At 70.3% G+C, this 18,224-nt stretch carries 20 protein-coding genes and 4 pseudogenes; 13 read left to right on the top strand and 11 right to left on the bottom strand.

Annotated features, from left to right (window positions below; translation table 11 throughout):
• Positions 1 to 139 precede the first annotated feature (139 nt).
• Together ACE7GA_RS26270 and ACE7GA_RS26265 are read right to left on the bottom strand one after the other, a co-directional pair.
• On the bottom strand, positions 140 to 913 hold the full coding sequence (locus ACE7GA_RS26270) for a sulfotransferase domain-containing protein (protein WP_376093813.1): 774 nt from the start codon (positions 911 to 913) through the stop codon (positions 140 to 142).
• Between the two features lie 344 nt (positions 914 to 1,257).
• A pseudogene (locus tag ACE7GA_RS26265) lies at positions 1,258 to 1,554 on the bottom strand (integrase core domain-containing protein); the annotation flags it as partial.
• A 59-nt stretch (positions 1,555 to 1,613) separates the two neighbouring features.
• Here ACE7GA_RS26265 and ACE7GA_RS26260 point away from each other — a divergent pair.
• Complete coding sequence (locus ACE7GA_RS26260) at positions 1,614 to 2,324, top strand: IS6 family transposase (RefSeq protein ID WP_376093810.1); 711 nt, start codon at positions 1,614 to 1,616, stop codon at positions 2,322 to 2,324.
• A gap of 73 nt (positions 2,325 to 2,397) precedes the next feature.
• Here the strand turns inward: ACE7GA_RS26260 and ACE7GA_RS26255 are convergent, their stop codons facing one another.
• Positions 2,398 to 3,108 carry an IS6 family transposase gene (locus ACE7GA_RS26255; protein ID WP_376093807.1) on the bottom strand — a complete coding sequence of 237 codons (711 nt, stop codon included), beginning with the start codon at positions 3,106 to 3,108 and terminating at the stop codon, positions 2,398 to 2,400.
• Between the two features lie 264 nt (positions 3,109 to 3,372).
• On the opposite strand from ACE7GA_RS26255, the gene ACE7GA_RS26250 reads away from it, so the two are divergent.
• Both ACE7GA_RS26250 and ACE7GA_RS26245 read left to right on the top strand, forming a co-directional pair.
• Complete coding sequence (locus ACE7GA_RS26250; protein ID WP_376093804.1) at positions 3,373 to 4,167, top strand: calcium-binding protein; 795 nt, start codon at positions 3,373 to 3,375, stop codon at positions 4,165 to 4,167.
• Between the two features lie 31 nt (positions 4,168 to 4,198).
• Positions 4,199 to 4,396: a hypothetical protein gene (locus ACE7GA_RS26245; protein WP_376093801.1), complete on the top strand. Its 198-nt coding sequence runs from the start codon at positions 4,199 to 4,201 to the stop codon at positions 4,394 to 4,396.
• 15 nt (positions 4,397 to 4,411) lie between these two features.
• Here the strand turns inward: ACE7GA_RS26245 and ACE7GA_RS26240 are convergent, their stop codons facing one another.
• From ACE7GA_RS26240 to ACE7GA_RS26225, 4 genes are all read right to left on the bottom strand, one after another.
• Positions 4,412 to 4,711, bottom strand: coding sequence for a hypothetical protein (locus ACE7GA_RS26240; protein WP_376093798.1), 300 nt, complete (start codon positions 4,709 to 4,711; stop codon positions 4,412 to 4,414).
• Positions 4,687 to 5,391: a calcium-binding protein gene (locus tag ACE7GA_RS26235; RefSeq protein ID WP_376093795.1), complete on the bottom strand. Its 705-nt coding sequence runs from the start codon at positions 5,389 to 5,391 to the stop codon at positions 4,687 to 4,689. The genes ACE7GA_RS26240 and ACE7GA_RS26235 overlap by 25 nt, the downstream gene beginning before the upstream one ends.
• A gap of 575 nt (positions 5,392 to 5,966) precedes the next feature.
• A complete protein-coding gene (locus tag ACE7GA_RS26230; protein ID WP_376093792.1) occupies positions 5,967 to 6,947 on the bottom strand; it encodes an alpha/beta hydrolase in 981 nt (326 codons plus the stop codon).
• 2 nt (positions 6,948 to 6,949) lie between these two features.
• Positions 6,950 to 7,522, bottom strand: a complete 573-nt coding sequence (locus tag ACE7GA_RS26225) for a nuclear transport factor 2 family protein (RefSeq protein ID WP_376093789.1) — start codon at positions 7,520 to 7,522, stop codon at positions 6,950 to 6,952.
• 119 nt (positions 7,523 to 7,641) lie between these two features.
• Between ACE7GA_RS26225 and ACE7GA_RS26220 the strand changes: the two genes are divergently transcribed.
• Positions 7,642 to 8,550 (top strand): LysR family transcriptional regulator, encoded by a 909-nt coding sequence (locus tag ACE7GA_RS26220; protein ID WP_376093786.1) that lies wholly within the window; start codon positions 7,642 to 7,644, stop codon positions 8,548 to 8,550.
• Between the two features lie 69 nt (positions 8,551 to 8,619).
• Here the strand turns inward: ACE7GA_RS26220 and ACE7GA_RS26215 are convergent, their stop codons facing one another.
• Positions 8,620 to 9,546 (bottom strand): LysR substrate-binding domain-containing protein, encoded by a 927-nt coding sequence (locus ACE7GA_RS26215; protein ID WP_376093783.1) that lies wholly within the window; start codon positions 9,544 to 9,546, stop codon positions 8,620 to 8,622.
• Between the two features lie 169 nt (positions 9,547 to 9,715).
• Between ACE7GA_RS26215 and ACE7GA_RS26210 the strand changes: the two genes are divergently transcribed.
• Positions 9,716 to 10,198, top strand: coding sequence for a VOC family protein (locus tag ACE7GA_RS26210; protein ID WP_376093780.1), 483 nt, complete (start codon positions 9,716 to 9,718; stop codon positions 10,196 to 10,198).
• Positions 10,199 to 10,245: 47 nt separating this feature from the next.
• Here ACE7GA_RS26210 and ACE7GA_RS26205 read toward each other — a convergent pair whose 3' ends face one another.
• Positions 10,246 to 11,199, bottom strand: a complete 954-nt coding sequence (locus tag ACE7GA_RS26205; RefSeq protein WP_376093777.1) for a LysR substrate-binding domain-containing protein — start codon at positions 11,197 to 11,199, stop codon at positions 10,246 to 10,248.
• Positions 11,200 to 11,288: 89 nt separating this feature from the next.
• Between ACE7GA_RS26205 and ACE7GA_RS26200 the strand changes: the two genes are divergently transcribed.
• The 3 genes and pseudogenes from ACE7GA_RS26200 (at position 11,289) to ACE7GA_RS26190 (ending at position 12,960) form a co-directional block, all read left to right on the top strand.
• Complete coding sequence (locus ACE7GA_RS26200; RefSeq protein WP_376093774.1) at positions 11,289 to 12,233, top strand: MBL fold metallo-hydrolase; 945 nt, start codon at positions 11,289 to 11,291, stop codon at positions 12,231 to 12,233.
• 20 nt (positions 12,234 to 12,253) lie between these two features.
• Positions 12,254 to 12,397: pseudogene (locus tag ACE7GA_RS26195) on the top strand (3-hydroxyacyl-CoA dehydrogenase NAD-binding domain-containing protein); the annotation flags it as partial.
• 44 nt (positions 12,398 to 12,441) lie between these two features.
• Positions 12,442 to 12,960, top strand: a complete 519-nt coding sequence (locus ACE7GA_RS26190; RefSeq protein WP_376093771.1) for an SDR family oxidoreductase — start codon at positions 12,442 to 12,444, stop codon at positions 12,958 to 12,960.
• A 256-nt stretch (positions 12,961 to 13,216) separates the two neighbouring features.
• Here the strand turns inward: ACE7GA_RS26190 and ACE7GA_RS26185 are convergent, their stop codons facing one another.
• A complete protein-coding gene (locus tag ACE7GA_RS26185) occupies positions 13,217 to 14,164 on the bottom strand; it encodes a fumarylacetoacetate hydrolase family protein (RefSeq protein WP_376093768.1) in 948 nt (315 codons plus the stop codon).
• A gap of 5 nt (positions 14,165 to 14,169) precedes the next feature.
• A complete protein-coding gene (locus ACE7GA_RS26180; RefSeq protein WP_376093765.1) occupies positions 14,170 to 14,946 on the bottom strand; it encodes a cyclase family protein in 777 nt (258 codons plus the stop codon).
• Positions 14,947 to 15,029: 83 nt separating this feature from the next.
• Here ACE7GA_RS26180 and ACE7GA_RS26175 point away from each other — a divergent pair, with 83 nt between their 5' ends.
• The 5 genes and pseudogenes from ACE7GA_RS26175 to ACE7GA_RS26155 form a co-directional block, all read left to right on the top strand.
• Positions 15,030 to 15,743 carry an FCD domain-containing protein gene (locus ACE7GA_RS26175; RefSeq protein WP_376093762.1) on the top strand — a complete coding sequence of 238 codons (714 nt, stop codon included), beginning with the start codon at positions 15,030 to 15,032 and terminating at the stop codon, positions 15,741 to 15,743.
• Positions 15,744 to 15,767: 24 nt separating this feature from the next.
• Positions 15,768 to 16,703: an ABC transporter substrate-binding protein gene (locus ACE7GA_RS26170; RefSeq protein ID WP_376093759.1), complete on the top strand. Its 936-nt coding sequence runs from the start codon at positions 15,768 to 15,770 to the stop codon at positions 16,701 to 16,703.
• 1 nt (position 16,704) lies between these two features.
• Positions 16,705 to 17,174 (top strand): annotated as a pseudogene (locus ACE7GA_RS26165) (ATP-binding cassette domain-containing protein); the annotation flags it as partial.
• 36 nt (positions 17,175 to 17,210) lie between these two features.
• On the top strand, positions 17,211 to 17,510 hold the full coding sequence (locus tag ACE7GA_RS26160; protein WP_376100583.1) for a hypothetical protein: 300 nt from the start codon (positions 17,211 to 17,213) through the stop codon (positions 17,508 to 17,510).
• Positions 17,510 to 18,211, top strand: a pseudogene (locus ACE7GA_RS26155) (ABC transporter permease); the annotation flags it as partial. The gene ACE7GA_RS26160 and the pseudogene ACE7GA_RS26155, both read left to right, overlap by 1 nt.
• Between the last annotated feature and the right edge of the window lie 13 nt (positions 18,212 to 18,224).

Raw genomic sequence — 18,224 nt, 5'->3', positions numbered from 1 at the left:
GGCGATTCGGCTACGCCATATCAGGAGCCGCGTCTCCGAGCATGCCTCACGAAGGCGCCCGCCACCATCCCGTGCTCGACCGGCACTGCGGAGCGCCCCGCGACCATCTCGGCCGCACATCCGTCGAGCAGTCGCGATTTCAAGTATACCCGAACAATTCCATGTATTCTGATAGCCGCGCCCGTATTTCCTGCTCGGCTTCTTCCGAGATATGGCGCTTGTGGTTTCCAGGCGAGACTTGCCGCACGTGCTCGTTCGGACGTTCCTGGCTCGGCAACTCGTCGAACTCGTCGACGGCGGCCTCTCGGTCCGCGGTCGGGACGTCCCAACCAAACCATTCGCACATATCATCAACCCATTCTCTCTTACGATAAATGATGTCCTCATACCGGTAGATTACCACGTTCGGTCGCCATAGGAAGCCTTGGGCTACGTAACCTTCGAACATGCGGATGTAGTCTCTCGTGGCCTGCTTGGCGTACGTATCAATGCCGATCTCATGAGCCATTTGTCGGGCCGAAGAGAGTTGTGCGCCCGCTCCATTATCCGGACCACCCTCCTCCGGAATCTCGTGACTGTAGGCGACGGAGAAATACAACGATGTGATCATGTCGCGCGGATCCCGCACGAGCAGAATGACCTTTGAGGAGTGCAAGATCGGAACCGGGTAGGCGGGGAATTGTCGGAAACCGCCGTAGCAGTAGCCCTTTGGGTGAAAGGTACTGCCAACATCCAGTGGACGCCTCGTCGAGCTAACGTTCTGAGAGAAGAGGTAATCCTCGATAGAGAAATAGGTCAGGCCGGCCTTCGGAGCGATCCGAAGCATGAGATTGAACAGCAACGTGCTCCCGGCCTTGGCAAGGGAGAAGACCAAAGCGCTCTGTGCATCGCTCTTCGGCGGCGGAACGACCACGCGATGGTATCGTTGCTGTGGCGCAAATCTCATGACGGGAGCGACTCCACCGGCATCATAGTGATGGCTTCGTTTCGTAATCTTCTGCACACCCCTTTGCAAGAAGGCGACTCGATACCGCTGAGAAGGCTGAGGTTAGGAACCAGTGGGGTTGACCCCGCCGCGCTACCGAGGTGACGCCGGCAGGCGCGCGGAGGCGCTTGCTCGGGTGGCAGCGAAGGACGAAGGGCTGTCTCGCCGTGCGGTTCACTGTCAACCGGTCCACGTTCGCTACGGGCCGTCGCCGCTGGGCCTGCTTGTTGTTGCCCCCGAGATCCCGGACAGGATCAGTGGAGTGCTCCCCATCAAACCGGACATGCGGCTGGGGTGGACGACTGGCTGGCGATGAACTCACGGGGTGAGAGCATGCGCAAGCCGGAGTGGGGGTGGACGGCGTTGTAATCCTCGAACCAGGCGGGCAGCTGCTGGAGGACGGTGATGGCGTCGGGGCGGGGGTTCACCCGGGCATAGTCACGCTTGAGCGTCTTCACGAACGCCTCGCAGACCCCGTTGCTCTCGGGGCTACGGATCGGCGTGAAACAGGCCACGAGGTTCAGGGCGGTCGCGAAGTCGACGGTCTCCTTCGCGGTTTGAACCGCCCCGGGCATTGCCACGTTGTCGCCCGCTGGCCGGAACGAGGCGGCTGGGCGAAGCTGGCCGGATGTCGTCAGAGCCCGCCACCTACCCCGGCTACCGCTTCCCGGCCGAGATCATCCGGCACGCGGTCTGGCTGTACTACCTCTTCAGCCTCAGCTTGCGTGACATTGAGCTGCTCCTCGCTGAACGGGGCATCACCGTCACGCACGAGAGCATCCGGCGGTGGGTGCTCCGGTTCGGGAGTGAGTTCGCGGGGAAGCTGCGCAAGCGGCGGCCGCGGCCCGGGGACACCTGGCACTTGGATGAGGTCTTTCTGAGGATCAACGGCGAGCTGCACTACCTCTGGCGCGCGGTGGACCAAGACGGCGTGGAACTCGATATCCTCGTGCAGCCGCGCAGGAATGCGAGTGCGGCCAAGCGGTTCTTCAGGCGCCTGCTGGTCGGGCTGAAGTACAAGCCGAAGCGCCTCGTGACCGACGGGCTACGCAGCTACGGCGTTGCGCATCGCGAGGTGATGCCCGAGGTGCGGCATCGGGTCAGCCCCTACCTGAACACCCGGGCCGAGAACCCACACAGGCCGACGCGCCGGCGAGAGCGGCAGATGCAGCGCTTCAAGTCACTGGACCAGGCACAGCGGTTCCTGTGGGCCCATACGATGATCTACGGTCACTTCCGGCCGCGGCGGCATCTCATGACCGCCGCTCAGCACCGCCGCGCTCGCGCCAAGGCCTTCCGGATTTGGCGTGAGGAGACGCGCGTCCAGACCGCAGCGTGAAGGTGCACGGGCGCCTCGTCACGCGCGAAAGCTCGGCCTTGCGCCAACAAGTTGACGATACCCGTGCGCGGGTTCAGGCCGCGATCTGGACGCACGTTTCCTCGCGCCAGATCCGGAAGGCCTTGGCGCGAGCGCGACGGTGCTGAGCGGCGGTCATGAGATGCCGCCGCGGCCGGAAGTGACCGTAGATCATCGTATGGGCCCACAGGAACCGCTGTGCCTGGTCCAGTGACTTGAAGCGCTGCATCTGCCGCTCTCGCCGGCGCGTCGGCCTGTGTGGGTTCTCGGCCCGGGTGTTCAGGTAGGGGCTGACCCGATGCCGCACCTCGGGCATCACCTCGCGATGCGCAACGCCGTAGCTGCGTAGCCCGTCGGTCACGAGGCGCTTCGGCTTGTACTTCAGCCCGACCAGCAGGCGCCTGAAGAACCGCTTGGCCGCACTCGCATTCCTGCGCGGCTGCACGAGGATATCGAGTTCCACGCCGTCTTGGTCCACCGCGCGCCAGAGGTAGTGCAGCTCGCCGTTGATCCTCAGAAAGACCTCATCCAAGTGCCAGGTGTCCCCGGGCCGCGGCCGCCGCTTGCGCAGCTTCCCCGCGAACTCACTCCCGAACCGGAGCACCCACCGCCGGATGCTCTCGTGCGTGACGGTGATGCCCCGTTCAGCGAGGAGCAGCTCAATGTCACGCAAGCTGAGGCTGAAGAGGTAGTACAGCCAGACCGCGTGCCGGATGATCTCGGCCGGGAAGCGGTAGCCGGGGTAGGTGGCGGGCTCTGACGACATCCGGCCAGCTTCGCCCAGCCGCCTCGTTCCGGCCACCGGTCATCAACGTGGCAATGCCCGCCGTTTGGCTGAGCCCCGCGCGCTGCTCTGGCAAGAGACGCAATGCTTGATGAGGTGAGGTGGCGGTGAACGACCCGCCTCCGCGCTGGGTGCTGCCGACCGTCGCTGCGCGGCGGCGAGGGAGAACGGGGCGCGGCGGCGACATGTCTCGACACACGCCCGCGCGGGCGCCTGCTCTGCTCCAGCTCCACCAGGAGGCACGACGTGGCGATACGGAGCCGGGGCGGTGACCTGATCATCGGGGAGGCCTACGGGGACAACATCATCGGCGACCCCGAGTTCTTTCCCGACCCGGGCCTCCCGCCGCCCCTCGACCTCGGCCCCGACGACCGCATCTACGGCCGCGACGGGAACGACCGCCTCGCCGCCGACCGTCCGGGCTGGGGGAACCGGGTCGAGGGCGGCGACGACGTCGTGGACGGCGGGCGCGGCGACGACGAGATCACCGGCGGCGGCGGTCGCGACGTCCTCTCCGGCGGCAGCGGCGACGACGAGATCCGGGGCGGTCACGGCGCGGACACCCTCTACGGCTCGGCGGGCGACGACCTGCTCGTGGGCGGGCCGGGCGCCGATGTGATCATCGGCGGCGTCGCGCGGGACCGGGCCTGGGGACGCGACACCCTCTCCTACGCTGAGTCCTCGCGCGCCTTCGGCGAGCCCGCCCTGGGCGTGTCGGTGGACCTCTCGACGGGTCACGGCCGGGGCGGAGACGCCGAGGGAGACCGCGTCTTCGGCATCCGCGACCTCGTCGGCACCGAGGCGGACGACGCGTTCGTCGGGGACGGCGCGGACAATCGGCTGTCGGGCGGGCGCGGCGCCGACCGGCTCGTCGGGGGGGGGGGGGGGCGGGAACGACCTGCTCTCCGCGGGACCGGTCAGCCAAGCGTGGCTCGGCATCGGCGGCGACGACACGCTCACGGGCGGGGAGGGCGCGGACCGCTTCCGCGTCGGCTACGACGGCTACCCAGGCTCCACCATAGGCCTGTCGCGGGTCACTGACTTCGACGCCGCCGAGGGCGACACGCTCGCGGTGGACGCGAGCGCCTTCCTCTCCGAGTTCCTCGACTGGTACGGCTTGACGTGGCGCGAGGAAGGCGAGGACGTGGTGGTCGAGTGGTCCGAGCGGTACGATCCGACGGAGAGGAGCCCGATCTGCGTCCTGGAGGGAGTGGGTGCGGAGAGCCTGACGGGCGACTGGCTCGACGTGATCAGGGTCCCCTGGGATTGACGGACGGACGGCCCCCTACGGCCAGAAGCCGTACCACTCTCCCGTCAGGCACTCGACGCGCGTGTCCTGCAGGACGCAGAGGGGCTTTTCCCAGAGGCCGTCCGAGAAGCGCTCCCCCGTCACGAAGTATTGGTAATCCACCCCGATCCAGACCGCGACGTCGGTGCCGCTCTGTTCGGCCGTGATCCTCTCCGGCAGCCGGTTCTGGTCGTGCCAGATCAGCAGGCGATCCCCCTTGGCCACCGAGAAGTCGGTGATCCAGGGCCAAGCGCCGTTGGGCTCGTCCGTCGTCATCTCGTAGTACCAGTGGCCCACGACGAAGGTGTCGGCGCCCGTGCGCCCGTCAGGGTGTCCTCCCCGCCCGTCCACGATCCCCCAAATCCTCCGTCGAGCGTGTCGTCCCCCGCGCCGCCGATGAGGCGGTCCCCGCCCCTCTCCCCGACGAGGCGGTTGTCACCGTCGTTGCCGACGAGCACGTCGCCGAAGCCACTGCCTTCCACGTTCCGGAATCCGAACAGCCGATCGCCCTCCGCGTCGCCGCCGGCAGAGGTGCCCGCCGCGAGGTCCACGGTGACGCCGGCCGAGGAGGCCCGGTAGCCGACCGTGTCGGAACCCGAGGCTACGTCGCGGGCGACGCCGCCGATGAGGGTGTCGGCGCCCGCGCCACCGGAGATCGTATCATCCCCCGCGGAACCGTAGAGGATATCGTTCCCCAACTCGCCGAAGAGGGCGTCGTTCCCACTGCCACCCGAGGCGATATCGTCTCCGCGGCCGCAGGCGATCACATCGTCCCCGCGCTGGCCGTCGAGCGTGTCGTCGCCCGTGCCGGGCCAAGGATAGCCTTCGGAGTCGCCATAGAGGGTGTCGTTGCCGCCGCCACCGAGGATGCGGTCGTCCGGGCCGAGGTCACCCGAGTTACCCGTAAGGTCGCCCGCGAGGACGTCGCGCAGGTCGGTGCCGATGATGAGATCGCCGCTGTTCAGCTGACGAGTCATCCAGCGTCCCTCCATAGGCGCCGCGCGCGGTGAACCCTTTAGCAAAGCACGAGGCGGCACGCTGGAGTGTCGCGTTTGGTAGCTTGGCTGCTTCCGGGAACACGCTGTCCGGAAGGGTCCACGCTCCACCCGCGAGAGAAACACGAAGGGCTGATCCAGCGCCTGCCGCAGATCAGGGCCACGCGTGTGGATCGCCGATCACCATCCAAGCGGCGCTTCGACCCGTGCGGAGCGGACACTGTTGGCGAAGTCGGCTCCCGCCCGCCGCGAGCGGGATCGATCCCTTGGCAGGCTCACCTGCAGCAAGGTCAACCGCGCATCTGCGCTGGTGTCTGGTGCGGGGAACAATGCGGGTCGGGCGACTTCGCCAACAGTGTCCTCCCCGTTCGACGGGTTGGAAACTCGGCTCACGCTCACGCTCGCCCACCGCAGCATCGCGCGGATCGCAGCATCGCACCCGTCCTGCCGAGCGCTCACCGTCTGAAAGCCGGGCGACGTACAAGATGAAACCCGGCGCGAACGCCGGGTCTCCAAGAAATCAAGGCAGCGATGCCGGAGGATCTCGCGCGAACGGCTCAGGTGCGGAGCGTGGCCGCGAAGTGGTCGGCGACCGCGGCCACCGCAGCCGAGACCGCGGCGGGCCGGTCGTAGAAATCGAATTGGCTGACACCATCGAGCCACAGCTCGTGCTTCGCGCCCGGCACCGCGGCATAGAACTGCCGGGCCCCGGCCGGAAGGGCGGCCGCCTCGCTCTCCACCATCAGGAACGGCTGCGCTAGCTTCGGCGCGAACCGCATGGCGTCGAAGGTGAGCCAAGCTTCCCAGAAGGCGGGATCGACCTCGTTGCGCCACGCTGGGATCAGGCCGCGCGACGCCTCGGTGTAGTAGGGCACGTCGAACATGACCGCGGTCCGGTCGGTGCGGCTCGCACCCGGGACGAAGGTCGGGCGGCCGGTGGCCCTGAAGCTCCGCTCCGCCTTCCGGCCGGCCTCGATCAGCCCGGCGACCGCGTCCTTCCCGCCATAGATCGCCTCGACCAGCGCGGCGTCGTGCAGCCAGGGCGCGACCAGCGCGATCGACTTGACGTCGGCGCTCTCCGCCGCCGCCGCCGCCATGTAGCCGGCGCTGGCGCAGATGCCGAGGCCGGCGACGCGGGCGCCGTCCACATCGGGCTGCGCCTTCAGGAACGACGCCGCGGCCACGATGTCGGCGATCTTGTCGGCTGGGATCTCGCGCTGCCGGACCGCGCCGCCGCTCTCGCCGAAGCCGCGGAAGTCGAAAACGAAGGCGGCATAGCCGCGGCGCGCCAGTTCGCGGGCATGGACGGTCGGCATTTGCTCCTTGACAGTGAACCAGGCGCCGGTGACGACGACCGCCGGGACCGGGTTGAGCGCCGAGGCGCCCTCGGGGAGATGGATCTGGCCGACGAGCGTATCGGCGCCGCTCCTGAACGTGACGCGACGCATGGTGGATGCTCCGTGGGTGGACGGGGTCGCGAGGGCCGGGCCGGCCGCGGCGAGCCCGGCGAGGGTGGCGACGAAGCTGCGGCGGTCCATGGTCAGCGCCCCTTCGCCCGTTCGGTGGCGAGCGCGATGAGCCCCCGGTCGCCGATCTCCTGTGTCATGGCGAAGGTCATGCTCGTGACCTTCCAGGCGCCGCCCTGGCGCTCCAGCGTCCAGCGATAGGTGCCGATCGGCCGCCACAGCCGGCCATCGATCCAGTGGCGGCCATCCACGAAGGCCGTGGCGGTCGCGCGGTCCCCGTCGAGCTCGGCGCGCACGTCCTTCAGCTCGTGCCGGGTGGCGTCGAAGCCGGGCACGAGGCCGCGCCAGGCGGCCATCAACTCGGCGGGCGTCATGCGCTGCGGCTCGCCGCCCCAGAGGCTCGTGTAGTCGATGACGATCGAGGGCGCGAAGGAAGCCTCGGCCAAGTCGTAGCGGGCGAGGTCCACCGCGAGGGGGATGGACGAGACGGTGGAGATGACGCGGGCGCTGTCGGGGTCACCGGCGGGGGTGACGGTCATGGCAGTCTCCTCGGTCTGCGGTCGGGCGTGGGCGGGAAGGGCGGCGGTCGTCGCGAGCAGGGCCATGGCGGCGCCGGCGGCGAGGCGGATGGGCTTAAGGGCGGTCATCTGCGGGTCTCCTGGTCGGCTCCGACGACCTTGCGTCGTCCGATGCGCTGAAGATGCCGTCTGGCGCCCTATCCATTAATCGGGCTGATTTCGCGTGGAGTATGCGATACGGCTCAGCAATGGACCGTGACCTGCTCAGCCACCTGCCGGTCATGCTCGCCGTCGCACGGCGTCGCGGCTTCGCGGCGGCCGCATCAGAGCTCGGCCTCAGCGCGTCGAACGTCAGCCACTCGGTGCGCACGGTCGAGGAACGGCTCGGCACGCCGCTCTTCACGCGCACGACGCGGAGCGTCGCGTTGACCGCCGAGGGCGAGGCGTTCGTCGCGACGCTGACGCCGGCGCTGCAGGACATCGGTGCGGTCTGGGAACAGCTCCGGGCGAGGAAGACCGGTGCGTCCGGCCTCCTGCGCATCAACCTGTCCCGCGTGGCGCTGCCGCTCGCGATCGGGCCGGTAATCGCCGCGATGGTCGAGCGCTACCCCGACGTGACGGTCGAAGCCTACATCGACGACGGCCTGACCGACATCGTCGCGGCCGGCTTCGACGCCGGCGTGCGGCTGGGAGAGATGATCGCCGAGGACATGGTGGCGGTGCGGCTGACGCCGCCCTTCCAGGCGATCATCGCCGCCGCGCCGTCCTACCTCGGGCGGCGCGGGGCTCCGGGCGGCATCGCCGACCTGGCGGCGCACGACTGCATCGGCTTCCGCCAGATCGCGGGCGGCGGCCTCTACCGCTGGGACTTGCGGGAGAACGGCCGCGACGTCCAGGCCGATGTCGGCCATGCCGTGATCGTCAACGACCCGCTCTCGGCGCTCGACCTCGGGCTGTACGGCGTCGGGCTGATCTACGTGTTCGAGCCGCTGGTGCGCGAGCACCTGGCGGCAGGCCGCCTCGTGCAGGTCCTGCCCGAGGCGGCGATCGAGGAACCGGGGCTCTTCCTCTACTTCCCGCGCCGCGCGGCCATGGCGCCGAAGCTCAGGGCCTTCATCGACTGTGCGCGGGACGTGCTGCGGCTGCATACAGCCTGATCCGCGGCCGTGGAACAGGCAGCCCTAGGCAGTGAGGCCAGGGCACGCTGCCATGCCGCGGATGCCGCCTCAGCCCCTGCCGGCGAGGGTACCGGCGGTGGCGCCGCGCATGACCGCGACCAGGTGGTCCGCGAGGGCCCGCACGCGCCGCGGCACCTGCCGGGGCTGCGGCAGGAGAAGGTGGACGGGCGCGCCGTCGATCCAGGATGCCTCCAGCACGCGCCGCAGCGCCCCCGAGCGGACCGCGCCCGCCGCGATGAAGGTCGGCAGGTAGGCGAGGCCGAGCCCGGCGATGGCAGCCTCCAGCACGCCCTCGATGTCGTCGCCGACGAAGCGCCCCGAGGGCGAGAGGGAGACGCACTCCTCTCCCGCGCCGAGCGTGAAGTCGAGGGGCCGGCCCGATGTCAGGGTGAAGCCGAGCCGGGCGTGGCCCGCAAGCTCCGCTGGGCTCCCCGGCTCGCCCCGTGCACGGAGGTAGTCGGGCGCCGCGAACACGCCGAAGCGGATCCGATCCACCTGAACGGCCCGCATGGAGGAGTCCGGCAACTCGCCGATGCGGACGACGAGGTCGAGCCGCTCCTCCACGGGATCGGAGAGGCGGTCGGACATGCGCAGGTCCAGGCGGATGCCGGGATGGGCTGCGGCGAAGGCCGCGAGTGCCGGCACGACCCGAATGCGCCCGTAGGCGACGGGGGTGCCGACCCGCACGGGACCGGAGATCTCCGACCGCCGGGCGTCCACCTCCGCCTCCGCCGCGTCGAGGTCGGCCAGGAGGCGGAGGCAGCGTTCCCGCAGCACCGCCCCGTCCTCCGTCAACGCGACGCGGCGCGTCGTGCGGGTGAACAGGCGCACGCCGAGACGGGCCTCCAGGCGGCTGACCGCCTTGCCGACGCCGGAGGGGGTGAGGCCGAGCTGCGATGCGGCCGCGACGAAGCTCCCGGCCTCCGCCACGGCGAGGAACTCCTCCATTCCGAGCAGCCGGTCGGTCAGGCGCATGGGATCAGATTACAGACCTGGCGTCCGGAATGAAGGGAACAGGTTGGCGTTTTTCGATCCTGCGACGCGATCCATTCTCCAATCCGTCGCCGCACGAGAGCAGCGGGGCCGACCGGAGGAGCCCACCCGGCGGCGAACGACCCGACCCGGAGCGAAAGGAGACAGGACCATGATCAAGACCATCGCCGCCGCCGCGACCGCCCTCGCCCTGACGGCCGGCGCCCTTGCCGCCAGCGCCCAGCCGCTCCTCCCCGACATCCGCCCCTACGCCGTGACGATGTCGGTCCCTGACCTCGAGGCGACGGTCGCCTGGTACGGCGAGATCCTCGGCTTCACGGTCGAGCGGCGGAATAGCTACCCCGAGTTCGGCACCCGCCTCGCCTTCCTCCGCCGCGACGCCTTCCGGATCGAGCTGATCGAGGACGCCAACGCGCGCCCCGGCATCCCCCGTCCCGACGCGCCGGCGCACACGGCGACCTACGGCATCTCGCAGTTCATGTTCGGCACCGACGACCTTGCCGACGTGAGGCGCCGCTTGGCCGAGCGCGGCATCCACCCGCATTTCGAGTTCGAGAACGCCGAGCTCGGCGTGCGGTTCTTCTTCATCCGCGACCCCAACGTGAACCTCATCGCCTTCATCCAGCGCCTCTGAAGTGCGTCATGCGACGGGCGGTTCGCCGGGCGCTGCGCATCGGGGCGTCACCGTGTGCTCGCGCCATCGTGCAGGTCCATCACCGCTCTCGCGACGAAGTCCCGGAACCACGCGTGCGCCGGATCGGCGTCGGTCCGGACGTGCCAGGCGAGCGAGACCTCGAAATCCGGCGAGGGCATCGGCGGTGGCGAGAGGACCAGCCCGTAGGTCGCCGCGTAGTAGTGCGCTGCGGTTGAGGGCATGTTCACGAGCGAGGGCCGCCCCTTAAGGACGAACGGCATCGTCGGGAAATGCGAGACGGCCAGCATCACCCGTCGCGACCGCCCCATCTCGGCGAGACGCCGGTCCATCGGCCCGGTGAGGTCGCCTGCGATCGAAAGCAGAAGGTGCGGGATGCGGATGAAGGCATCGAGCGAGACCGGCGCCTTCTCGGGGACCTGGGCCGGGTCGAAGAGCACCGAGAAGGTCTCGCGGTAGAGTGGCCGGACGCGGTGGCGCCGCTCGACGCCACGTTCCGGCGTCGCACTCAGGGCGAGGTCCGCGTCGCCGGAGTCCAGGCGGCCGAGGAGGGTGTGGAAGTCGGACGGGCGCACGACGAGCCGCACGCCCGGTGCCTCGCGCCCGAGGCGGTCCATCAGGAGCGGCACGAGGACGAACTCCAGGTCGTCAGGCGCTGCGAAGCGGAAGACCGCGTCGGAGATTGCCGGGTCGAAGCCCCGCGCCCCTCGCACTGCGGCCTCGATGCGCGACAGGGCGGGTTCCAGCTCCACCCAGAGGGCGTCGGCGCGGGGCGTCGGCTCGACGCGGCGTCCGGCGCGCACGAAGAGCTCGTCTCCGAGCGCTTCCCGCAAGCGGGCGAGCGCCATGCTGATTGCGGAGGGGCCGAGGTAGAGGCGGGAGGCAGCACGGGAGACGCTACGCTCGCGCATCACCGCCGAGAAAACGAGAAGGAGGTTTAGGTCGAGCCGCCGTAGCTCAATCTCGCTGAACTCATCCGTCATGACGATCAATTTGAGTGAGTAACTCGGCAGGAGCAAGTTCCGGCCATCGGCGGATGGCGATGGAGCCACCACGGCCAGGGGAACACCCGATGCGCCTCGACCGCCGCTCCCTCCTCACCGGCTTCCTGACCGCAGCAGCGGCCTCTGCGCTCCCCGTCGGCCACGCCGTGGCGCAGGGCGGCGGCCTCCGCACCGGCCGCTACACCTACGAGGGCCTCGGCACCGTCAACACGCACTGGGTCGAGACGCCCGGCGGCGGGCTCGTGGTCGTGGACGTCCAGCGGGACCTGACCCATGCGCGCGAGGCCCTCGCGGCCGTCCGCGCGACCGGGCGCCCGGTGCGGGCGATCCTCGTCACCCACGGCCATCCCGACCACTACGTTGGCCTTGGGCTCTTCAAGGAGGCCTTCCCCGCGGCCGAGACCTGGTCCTCGCCGACCACCCGCGACACGATCCGGGACGACACATACGGCTTCAACGCCTTCATGCGGAGGGCCGCGCCGGGCGACTTCCCCGACCGGCTCCTCCTGCCCGAGCGCATGCTCGCGCCGGAGCAGACCGTTGAGATCGATGGGCTGACAGTCGTTGCCCGCGAGATGGGCAAGGCCGAGGCGAACAGCGCCTCCGCGTTCTACCTCCCACAGACGGGCGACCTCTACGTCGGCGACCTCGTGCTGCACCGGATGCACGGTCTCTTCGTCGAGGAGGCGACCACGGAGTGGCTCGCGGCCCTCGACCGGCTCGCCGTCCTCTTCTCGGGCCCCCGCGTCGTGCACCCGGGCCACGGCGCCTCTGGCCCGACCGCCGAGCTTCTCGGCGGTCAACGGGACTACATCGTGACCGCCCGCGCCATCGCGGCGGACGAGTTCGCCCGGAGCGGCGGGACCGAGGAGGCACGGGTCCGCGTGGCCCGGAGGGTCACGGAGCGGTTCGCGGGCTACGGCTTCCCCGCGGGCCTGCCCGACCTCGTCGGGCTCTCCGCGGCCGGGCTGTTCCGCGAGTTCGATAGGCCTGGCCGCGGCCCGGCCCGCTGACGCGCGAGGGAGAACGGAACATGACGTCCATCGGTGATTCCCTCCGGGACCAGACCGTCGCGGTCGTCGGCGGCAGCGGGGCCATGGGCTCCGCCATCGCGCGGCACGCTGCCGCAGCAGGCGCCCGGGTCGTCCTCGTCGGGCGTGACGAGGATACCCTGTCGGCCGTCGCCGGAGGATTGGCGGGGGGACGACGCTCGTCGCCGACGTGTCCGGCCCGGCCGGGGTTGCCCGGCTCGCGGCGGCCGGACCGTTCGATCATCTCGTCATCGCGACCTCCGCCGGCGGCCGCGCGTCGAGCATTCCTGGCACCGCACCGGCCGAAGCCCGCGCGGCGTTCGGCCGCTTCTGGACTGCCTACGACCTGCTGCACGCCGCGGGTGACTTGGTGCGCCGCGGCGGTTCGGTGACGCTGATCTCGGGGTCGAGCGGGCGCCGGCCCGGCGCAGGCTTCGGCTTCTGGTCCACCCTGCACGGCTCGATCGAGGCGCTCGCCCGGGCCGCAACGCTCGAGCTCGCGCCGACCCGGATCAACGTCGTCTCGCCCGGCGGCATCGGGCTGCGCCCGGACCGGCAGCTCGCGGAGCACGCGGGAAGTCCGGACGACATTGGCGCCGCGGCGCTCGCCCTCATCGCCAACCCCGCGATCACGAACGCGGTGCTCGACGTGGACGGGGGCGAGCGCCTCGGCCGCTGGTCGGGCAGCCCCGTCACGGTCGCGGCCTGAGAAGGAATGCGTCCATGAACATCGGCATCATCGGCTCCGGCAACATGGGGTCACGCCACAGGACGGAGCTGGATTCACGCTAAGCGGGACGGAGCGGGAACGTCGGACAGCGGCATGGGTGCGACGTTCAATCAGGTCTCGTCGCTGTTGTCGTGACCCCTATTCGACCCGTGAGGAGCGAAGGAGACAGTTGCTGCGTCGCGCGCTGCGACGTCCTGGCCACCACGGCCATCCTCGGTCCCGGCTGCACCTCGTGTCAGGCTCCGGGACGCACCACGCGGTTCCGCAGCGTCCCGATGCCCTCGACCTCCAGCTCGATCACGTCGCCGGGCTGGATCCAGCGGTCGAGTTCGAGGCCGCAGCCGGAGCCGACGGTACCAGACCCGAGGAACTCGCCGACGTGCAGCGTCTCGTCGCGGGAAGCGTGAGCGATCATGTCCTCGAAGCTATGGAGCATCGTGCCGGTGGTGCCGGACGACCAGACCTCGCCGTTGACGCGGACGGACATGGTGAGGGCGTAGGGATCGGGGAGCTCGTCGGGCGTGACGATCCAGGGGCCGATGACGTTACCCGTGTCGAAGTCCTTCCCTTTCGCGGGGCCGAGCCAGCCCGCCATCTCGTGGGCCTGGACGTCGCGCGCCGAGACGTCGTTGAAGATGGTGTAGCCGAACACGTGATCGCGGGCGCGGGAGGCCGGGATGTCGCGGCCGCCGCGGCCGAGAAAGATGCCGAACTCCAGCTCGAAGTCGAGCTTCTCCGAGTAGGACGGCCACCGGACGTCGTGGTCGGGGCCGACCACGGTGAAGCGGTTGCCCTTGTAGTAGATGGGCTGGGCGCGGACGATCGCGGGAACCTCAATCTCCTCGGGTGTGCGCGGGCCGTGGCCGGTGATGCGGTTCACAGCGGCCATAGATTGGCGCACGTGGGTCTCGAACACCATGAAGTCCCGCATCGCGCGGGGGACGGGGACGGGGGCGAGGAGGCGCACCTCCGCCAGCGCGTGCGTCGGGCCGTCGCGGACGGCGAGGGCTCGGGCGAGGTCGAGCGCCGCGTCGCCGCCGTCCATGAGCGCGAGCATGTCGGCGAGGTACGGGGAGTCCGCGCCGGAATGCGCGGCGTGTGCCCCCTGCAGGTCCAGGACCCGGTCGTGCAGGACCGAACCGATCCGCGGCGTCCCGGCCTGTTCGAATGTGGCGAGGCGCATCGCCGCTATTCCTCGATGATCGCGACGGCGCGGCACCAGCCGGCGGAGGCGCGCTCGATCTTCACGGGAAGGCAGGAGATCGTGAAGCCGCTCGGCGGGAGGACTTCGAGGTTCGAGAGCTTCTCGATGTGACAGTAGCCGATCTCGCGCCCGGCCTTGTGGCCTTCCCAGACGATGCTCGGGTCCCCCGTCTCGGCGAAGCGGCGAGCGGTGGCGGAGAAGGGCGCGTCCCAGGACCAGCCGTCCGTGCCGGTGACGCGGACGCCCTGGTTGAGAAGGTGGAGCGTCGCCTCGCGGCCGATGCCGCAGCCGCGGTCGAGGAAGTCGGGTTGGCCGTAGGCGCGGCCTGCCGCGGTGTTCACCACGACGATGTCGAGCGGGGCGAGCGCTACGCCGATGCGGTCGAGTTCGCGGCGGACGTCGTCGGCGGTGCAGACGTATCCGTCGGGCTTGTCGCGGAAGTCGAGCTTCACGCCGGGGGCGATGCACCAGTCCAGCGGGACCTCGTCGATCGTGATGGCACGGGCGCCCCCATCCATCGTGGAGTGGTAGTGCCACGGCGCGTCGATGTGCGTGCCGTTGTGGGTGGTGATGCGCACCTGCTCAAAGGCCCATCCCTGGCCCTCGGGCAGCTGGTCGGGGCGCATCCCCGGGAACATCGCAGCCATCGCGGCGGCGGTGTCGACGTGAGCGACATAGTCGATCTGCGGGAGCATCGAAGGCGGGTCGGAGGCGATGCCGACCTGCAGAGGCACGGACAGGTCCACGATGTGTCGGGCCATTCGGCTCTCCCCTTGTCCCCGGGACCTTGGACCGGAAGATCGGTGCTTGCCAAGATCCTCGATGATCGGGCCTAGTATCGGTGATGAGGGTCGAAGCGCCTTTCCCCGTTCTCGCGCCCGCCGCAGCCCCGCGGGGGGTGACGCTCGCGGACGTGGCGGAGCGGCGGCTGCGGGAGGACATCACGACGAACGCGCTCGCACCCTCCGCCCGGCTGCGACTGGAGGAGTTGCGGGACCGCTACGAGGTCGGGGCGTCGCCGCTGCGGGAGGCCCTGTCGCGGCTCGTCGGCGAGGGGCTGGTGGAGGTGGAGGGGAACAAGGGTTTCCGCGTCGCCCCGCTCTCCTTCGCGGACCTTGACGACATCGCGTGGATGCGGGCGACGATCGAGGGCGCGGCGGTGCGGGAGGCGATCGCGCGGGGTGACGCCGCCTGGGAGGCTGGGATCCTCGCGGCATTGCACCGGCTGTTGCGGGCGACCGGCTCGACGCTCGCGGACCGGGCGCCTCTCGAGGTCTGGAACCGCGAGCATGACGGATTCCACCGCGCGCTCGTCGGGGCCTGCGGATCGCCGCGGGCGATGGAGATGGGGGCGCGGCTGGAGGCGGAGCACCGGCGCTACCGCGTCGCGCTCATCGGGGACGGCCTGCCGGGGGAGCTGATCGTCGCGGAACATCGGGCCCTGGCGGATGCAGCGCTCGCGCGCGACGCGGACGAAACGGCGGCGCTGCTCGCGCGGCACATGCGCATCACGAGCGACTTTTACGCAAATCAGTTGCGGCAAGCGGCGGCGGAATAGCCGTCCCTCGGGGGGAGATGGGTCATGGCGATAGACAGGCGGGCGCTGCTCGGTGCGGTCGCGGCCGGGGCGCTGGCGCGGCCCGCGCTCGCGCAGGGCGCGGGGCGGGTGCGGATCGGGTACACGGCCGTGCTGGACTACACCGCGGCCTTCGTCGCGCAGGAGGAGGGGTTCTTCCGCCGCCGCGGCCTCGACACGGAGTTGCAGCTGATCACGCTGAACTCGACGATCCCGGCGGCGCTGCAATCGAACTCCGTGCAGATCGGGGGGCCGACACCCTCCGTGATGATCTCCGCCGTGGACGGCGGACTCGACCTCGTCGCGCTGTCGGCCTGCGCCGAGATCACGCGGGACGTGACGACCTTCGGGGTGGTGGCGCGGGCGGGGTCGGGGATCACGGACGCGCCGGGCTTCGTCGGCAAGCGCGTCGGCGTGCCGGGGCTGAACGCCTTCCTCCACGTCATCTTCCGCAAGTGGCTCATGGACAAGGGCGTGGACCACCGCCGCGTGACCTTCGTCGAGGTCGCGTTCCCGACGATGTCCGACGTGCTGCGCGGCGGCACCGTGGAAGCGGTGGTGACGGGGGAGCCGGTGATGAGCCGGATCACCGCGGGCGGGATCGGGGCGCTGGTCTCGAACATGACGCCGGACCTGGCGGAGCCGCTGCCCACGACCTTCTGGGCCTCGACGCGCGCCTGGGCGACGCGGAACGGGGAGGCGGTCCGGGGCTTCCGGGAGGCGATCGCGGAGGCCGTGGCGTGGGTCGGAGCCAACGACGCGCAGACCCGGGAGTACATCGCGAAGTACACGCGCCTGCCGATCGAGATCGTGCGGACCGTGCCGCTCGCGCAGCTGCGGACGGACGTGACGGAGCGCGAGATGGCGGCCTGGGTGCGGATCATGAGGGAACAGGACATGCTGACCTCCCGCCCCGACGTCGTGCGGCTGCGGCTGGCCTGAGGTGGACGGGATCGTCGCCGCACCCGTGACGCGCACGGCGGACGCCTCACGGGAGGCGGCGATCGCGTTCGAGCGGGTGTGCCTGGACCTCGGCGGACGGGAGGTGCTGCGGGACGTGACGTTCTCGCTGGCCGCCGGGTCCTTCGGCTGCGTTATCGGCCCGTCGGGGTCGGGCAAGACGACGGTGCTGCGGCTCGCCGCCGGGTTCCTCGCCGCGAAGTCGGGGAGCGTGCGGGTCAACGGCGCTCCGCGAACGGGGCCGTCGCGCGACGTGGCCGTGGTGTTCCAGGATTACGGGCGGGCGCTGCTGCCGTGGCGCGACGCCTACGGGAACGTGTCCCTCGCGCTGGAGGCGGCGGGGGTGCCGCGCGGCGAGCGGCGGGACCGGATCGAGCGATTGCTCGCCACCGTGGGGCTGCGGGACCACCTGCGGAAGTTCCCGTCGGAGTTGTCGGGGGGATGCAGCAGCGGCTGCAGATCGCGCGGTGCCTCGCGCAGGAGCCGCGCGTGCTGCTGATGGACGAGCCGTTCGGCGCGCTCGACGCGATGACCCGCGGGGCGTTGCAGGACGAGGTGCTGCGCCTCGTCGCGGAGCGTGGGATGACCGTGCTGTTCGTGACGCACGACCTGGAGGAGGCGCTCTACCTCGGCGACGTCGTCGTGGCACTCGCGGCGTCCCCGGGGCGGGTGGAGCGGAGCGTGGCGGTGCCCCTGCCCATTCCCCGGAACCAGCTGGCGACGCGGGAGCATCCGGAGTTCCTGCGCTTGCGGCGGGAGCTGTTCTCCCTTGTGCAGGACTCGCACTGATGTGGCGGGGGGCGGTGCTGCCGGTGGGGTTCCTCGCGTTCTGGGAACTTGCATTCGTGGGCCGGCCGCCGTCGGAATCGCTCGCGCCGCCCTCCGCCGTCATGCGGGCGCTCGGTGGGGCTCTGGCGAACGGGACGTTGCTCGCGGCGACCTGGGAGACGCTGTCGGTCGTGCTCCTCGGGCTCGCGATCGGGGTGGGGGCCGGCCTCATCGTCGGGATCACGCTGGGGCTCGTGCCCTTTGCGGCGCGGCTGTGCCTCGCGCCCGTGGAGGCGCTGCGGTCGGTGCCGCCGGTCGCGCTCATCCCGCTCGCGCTGTTGGTCTTCGGGTTTGGCGGGGCGTTCGGGGCAAGCGTCGTCGCCTTCGCGGTGTTCTGGCCGACGCTGATCCTCTCGCAATCCGCGGTGGCGGGCGTGGATCGGACGCTGAGGGAGGTGGCGCGGGCGCTCCAGCTCGGGCCGGTCGCGCGCGTCACGAAGGTCGTGCTGCCGGCGGCGCTGCCGCGGCTCCTCGTCGCGCTGCGGCTGGCAGTGGGCGTGGGGCTGGTGATCGTCGTCACCGTCGAGATCGCGGCGAACCCGCAGGGGCTGGGCTACGGAATGATGGTGGCGCAGCAGTCACTGCGGCCGGACCTGATGCTCGCGACGCTGCTGTGGGTGGGCTTACTAGGGTGGTGGCTGAACCGCCTACTCCTCGCAGCTGAGCGGCGACTGG

The sequence above is a fragment of the Roseomonas sp. CCTCC AB2023176 genome, assembly GCF_042259275.1.
Taxonomy (GTDB): Bacteria; Pseudomonadota; Alphaproteobacteria; order Acetobacterales; family Acetobacteraceae; genus Roseomonas.
This window is presented reverse-complemented; position numbering and strand designations above follow the sequence as displayed.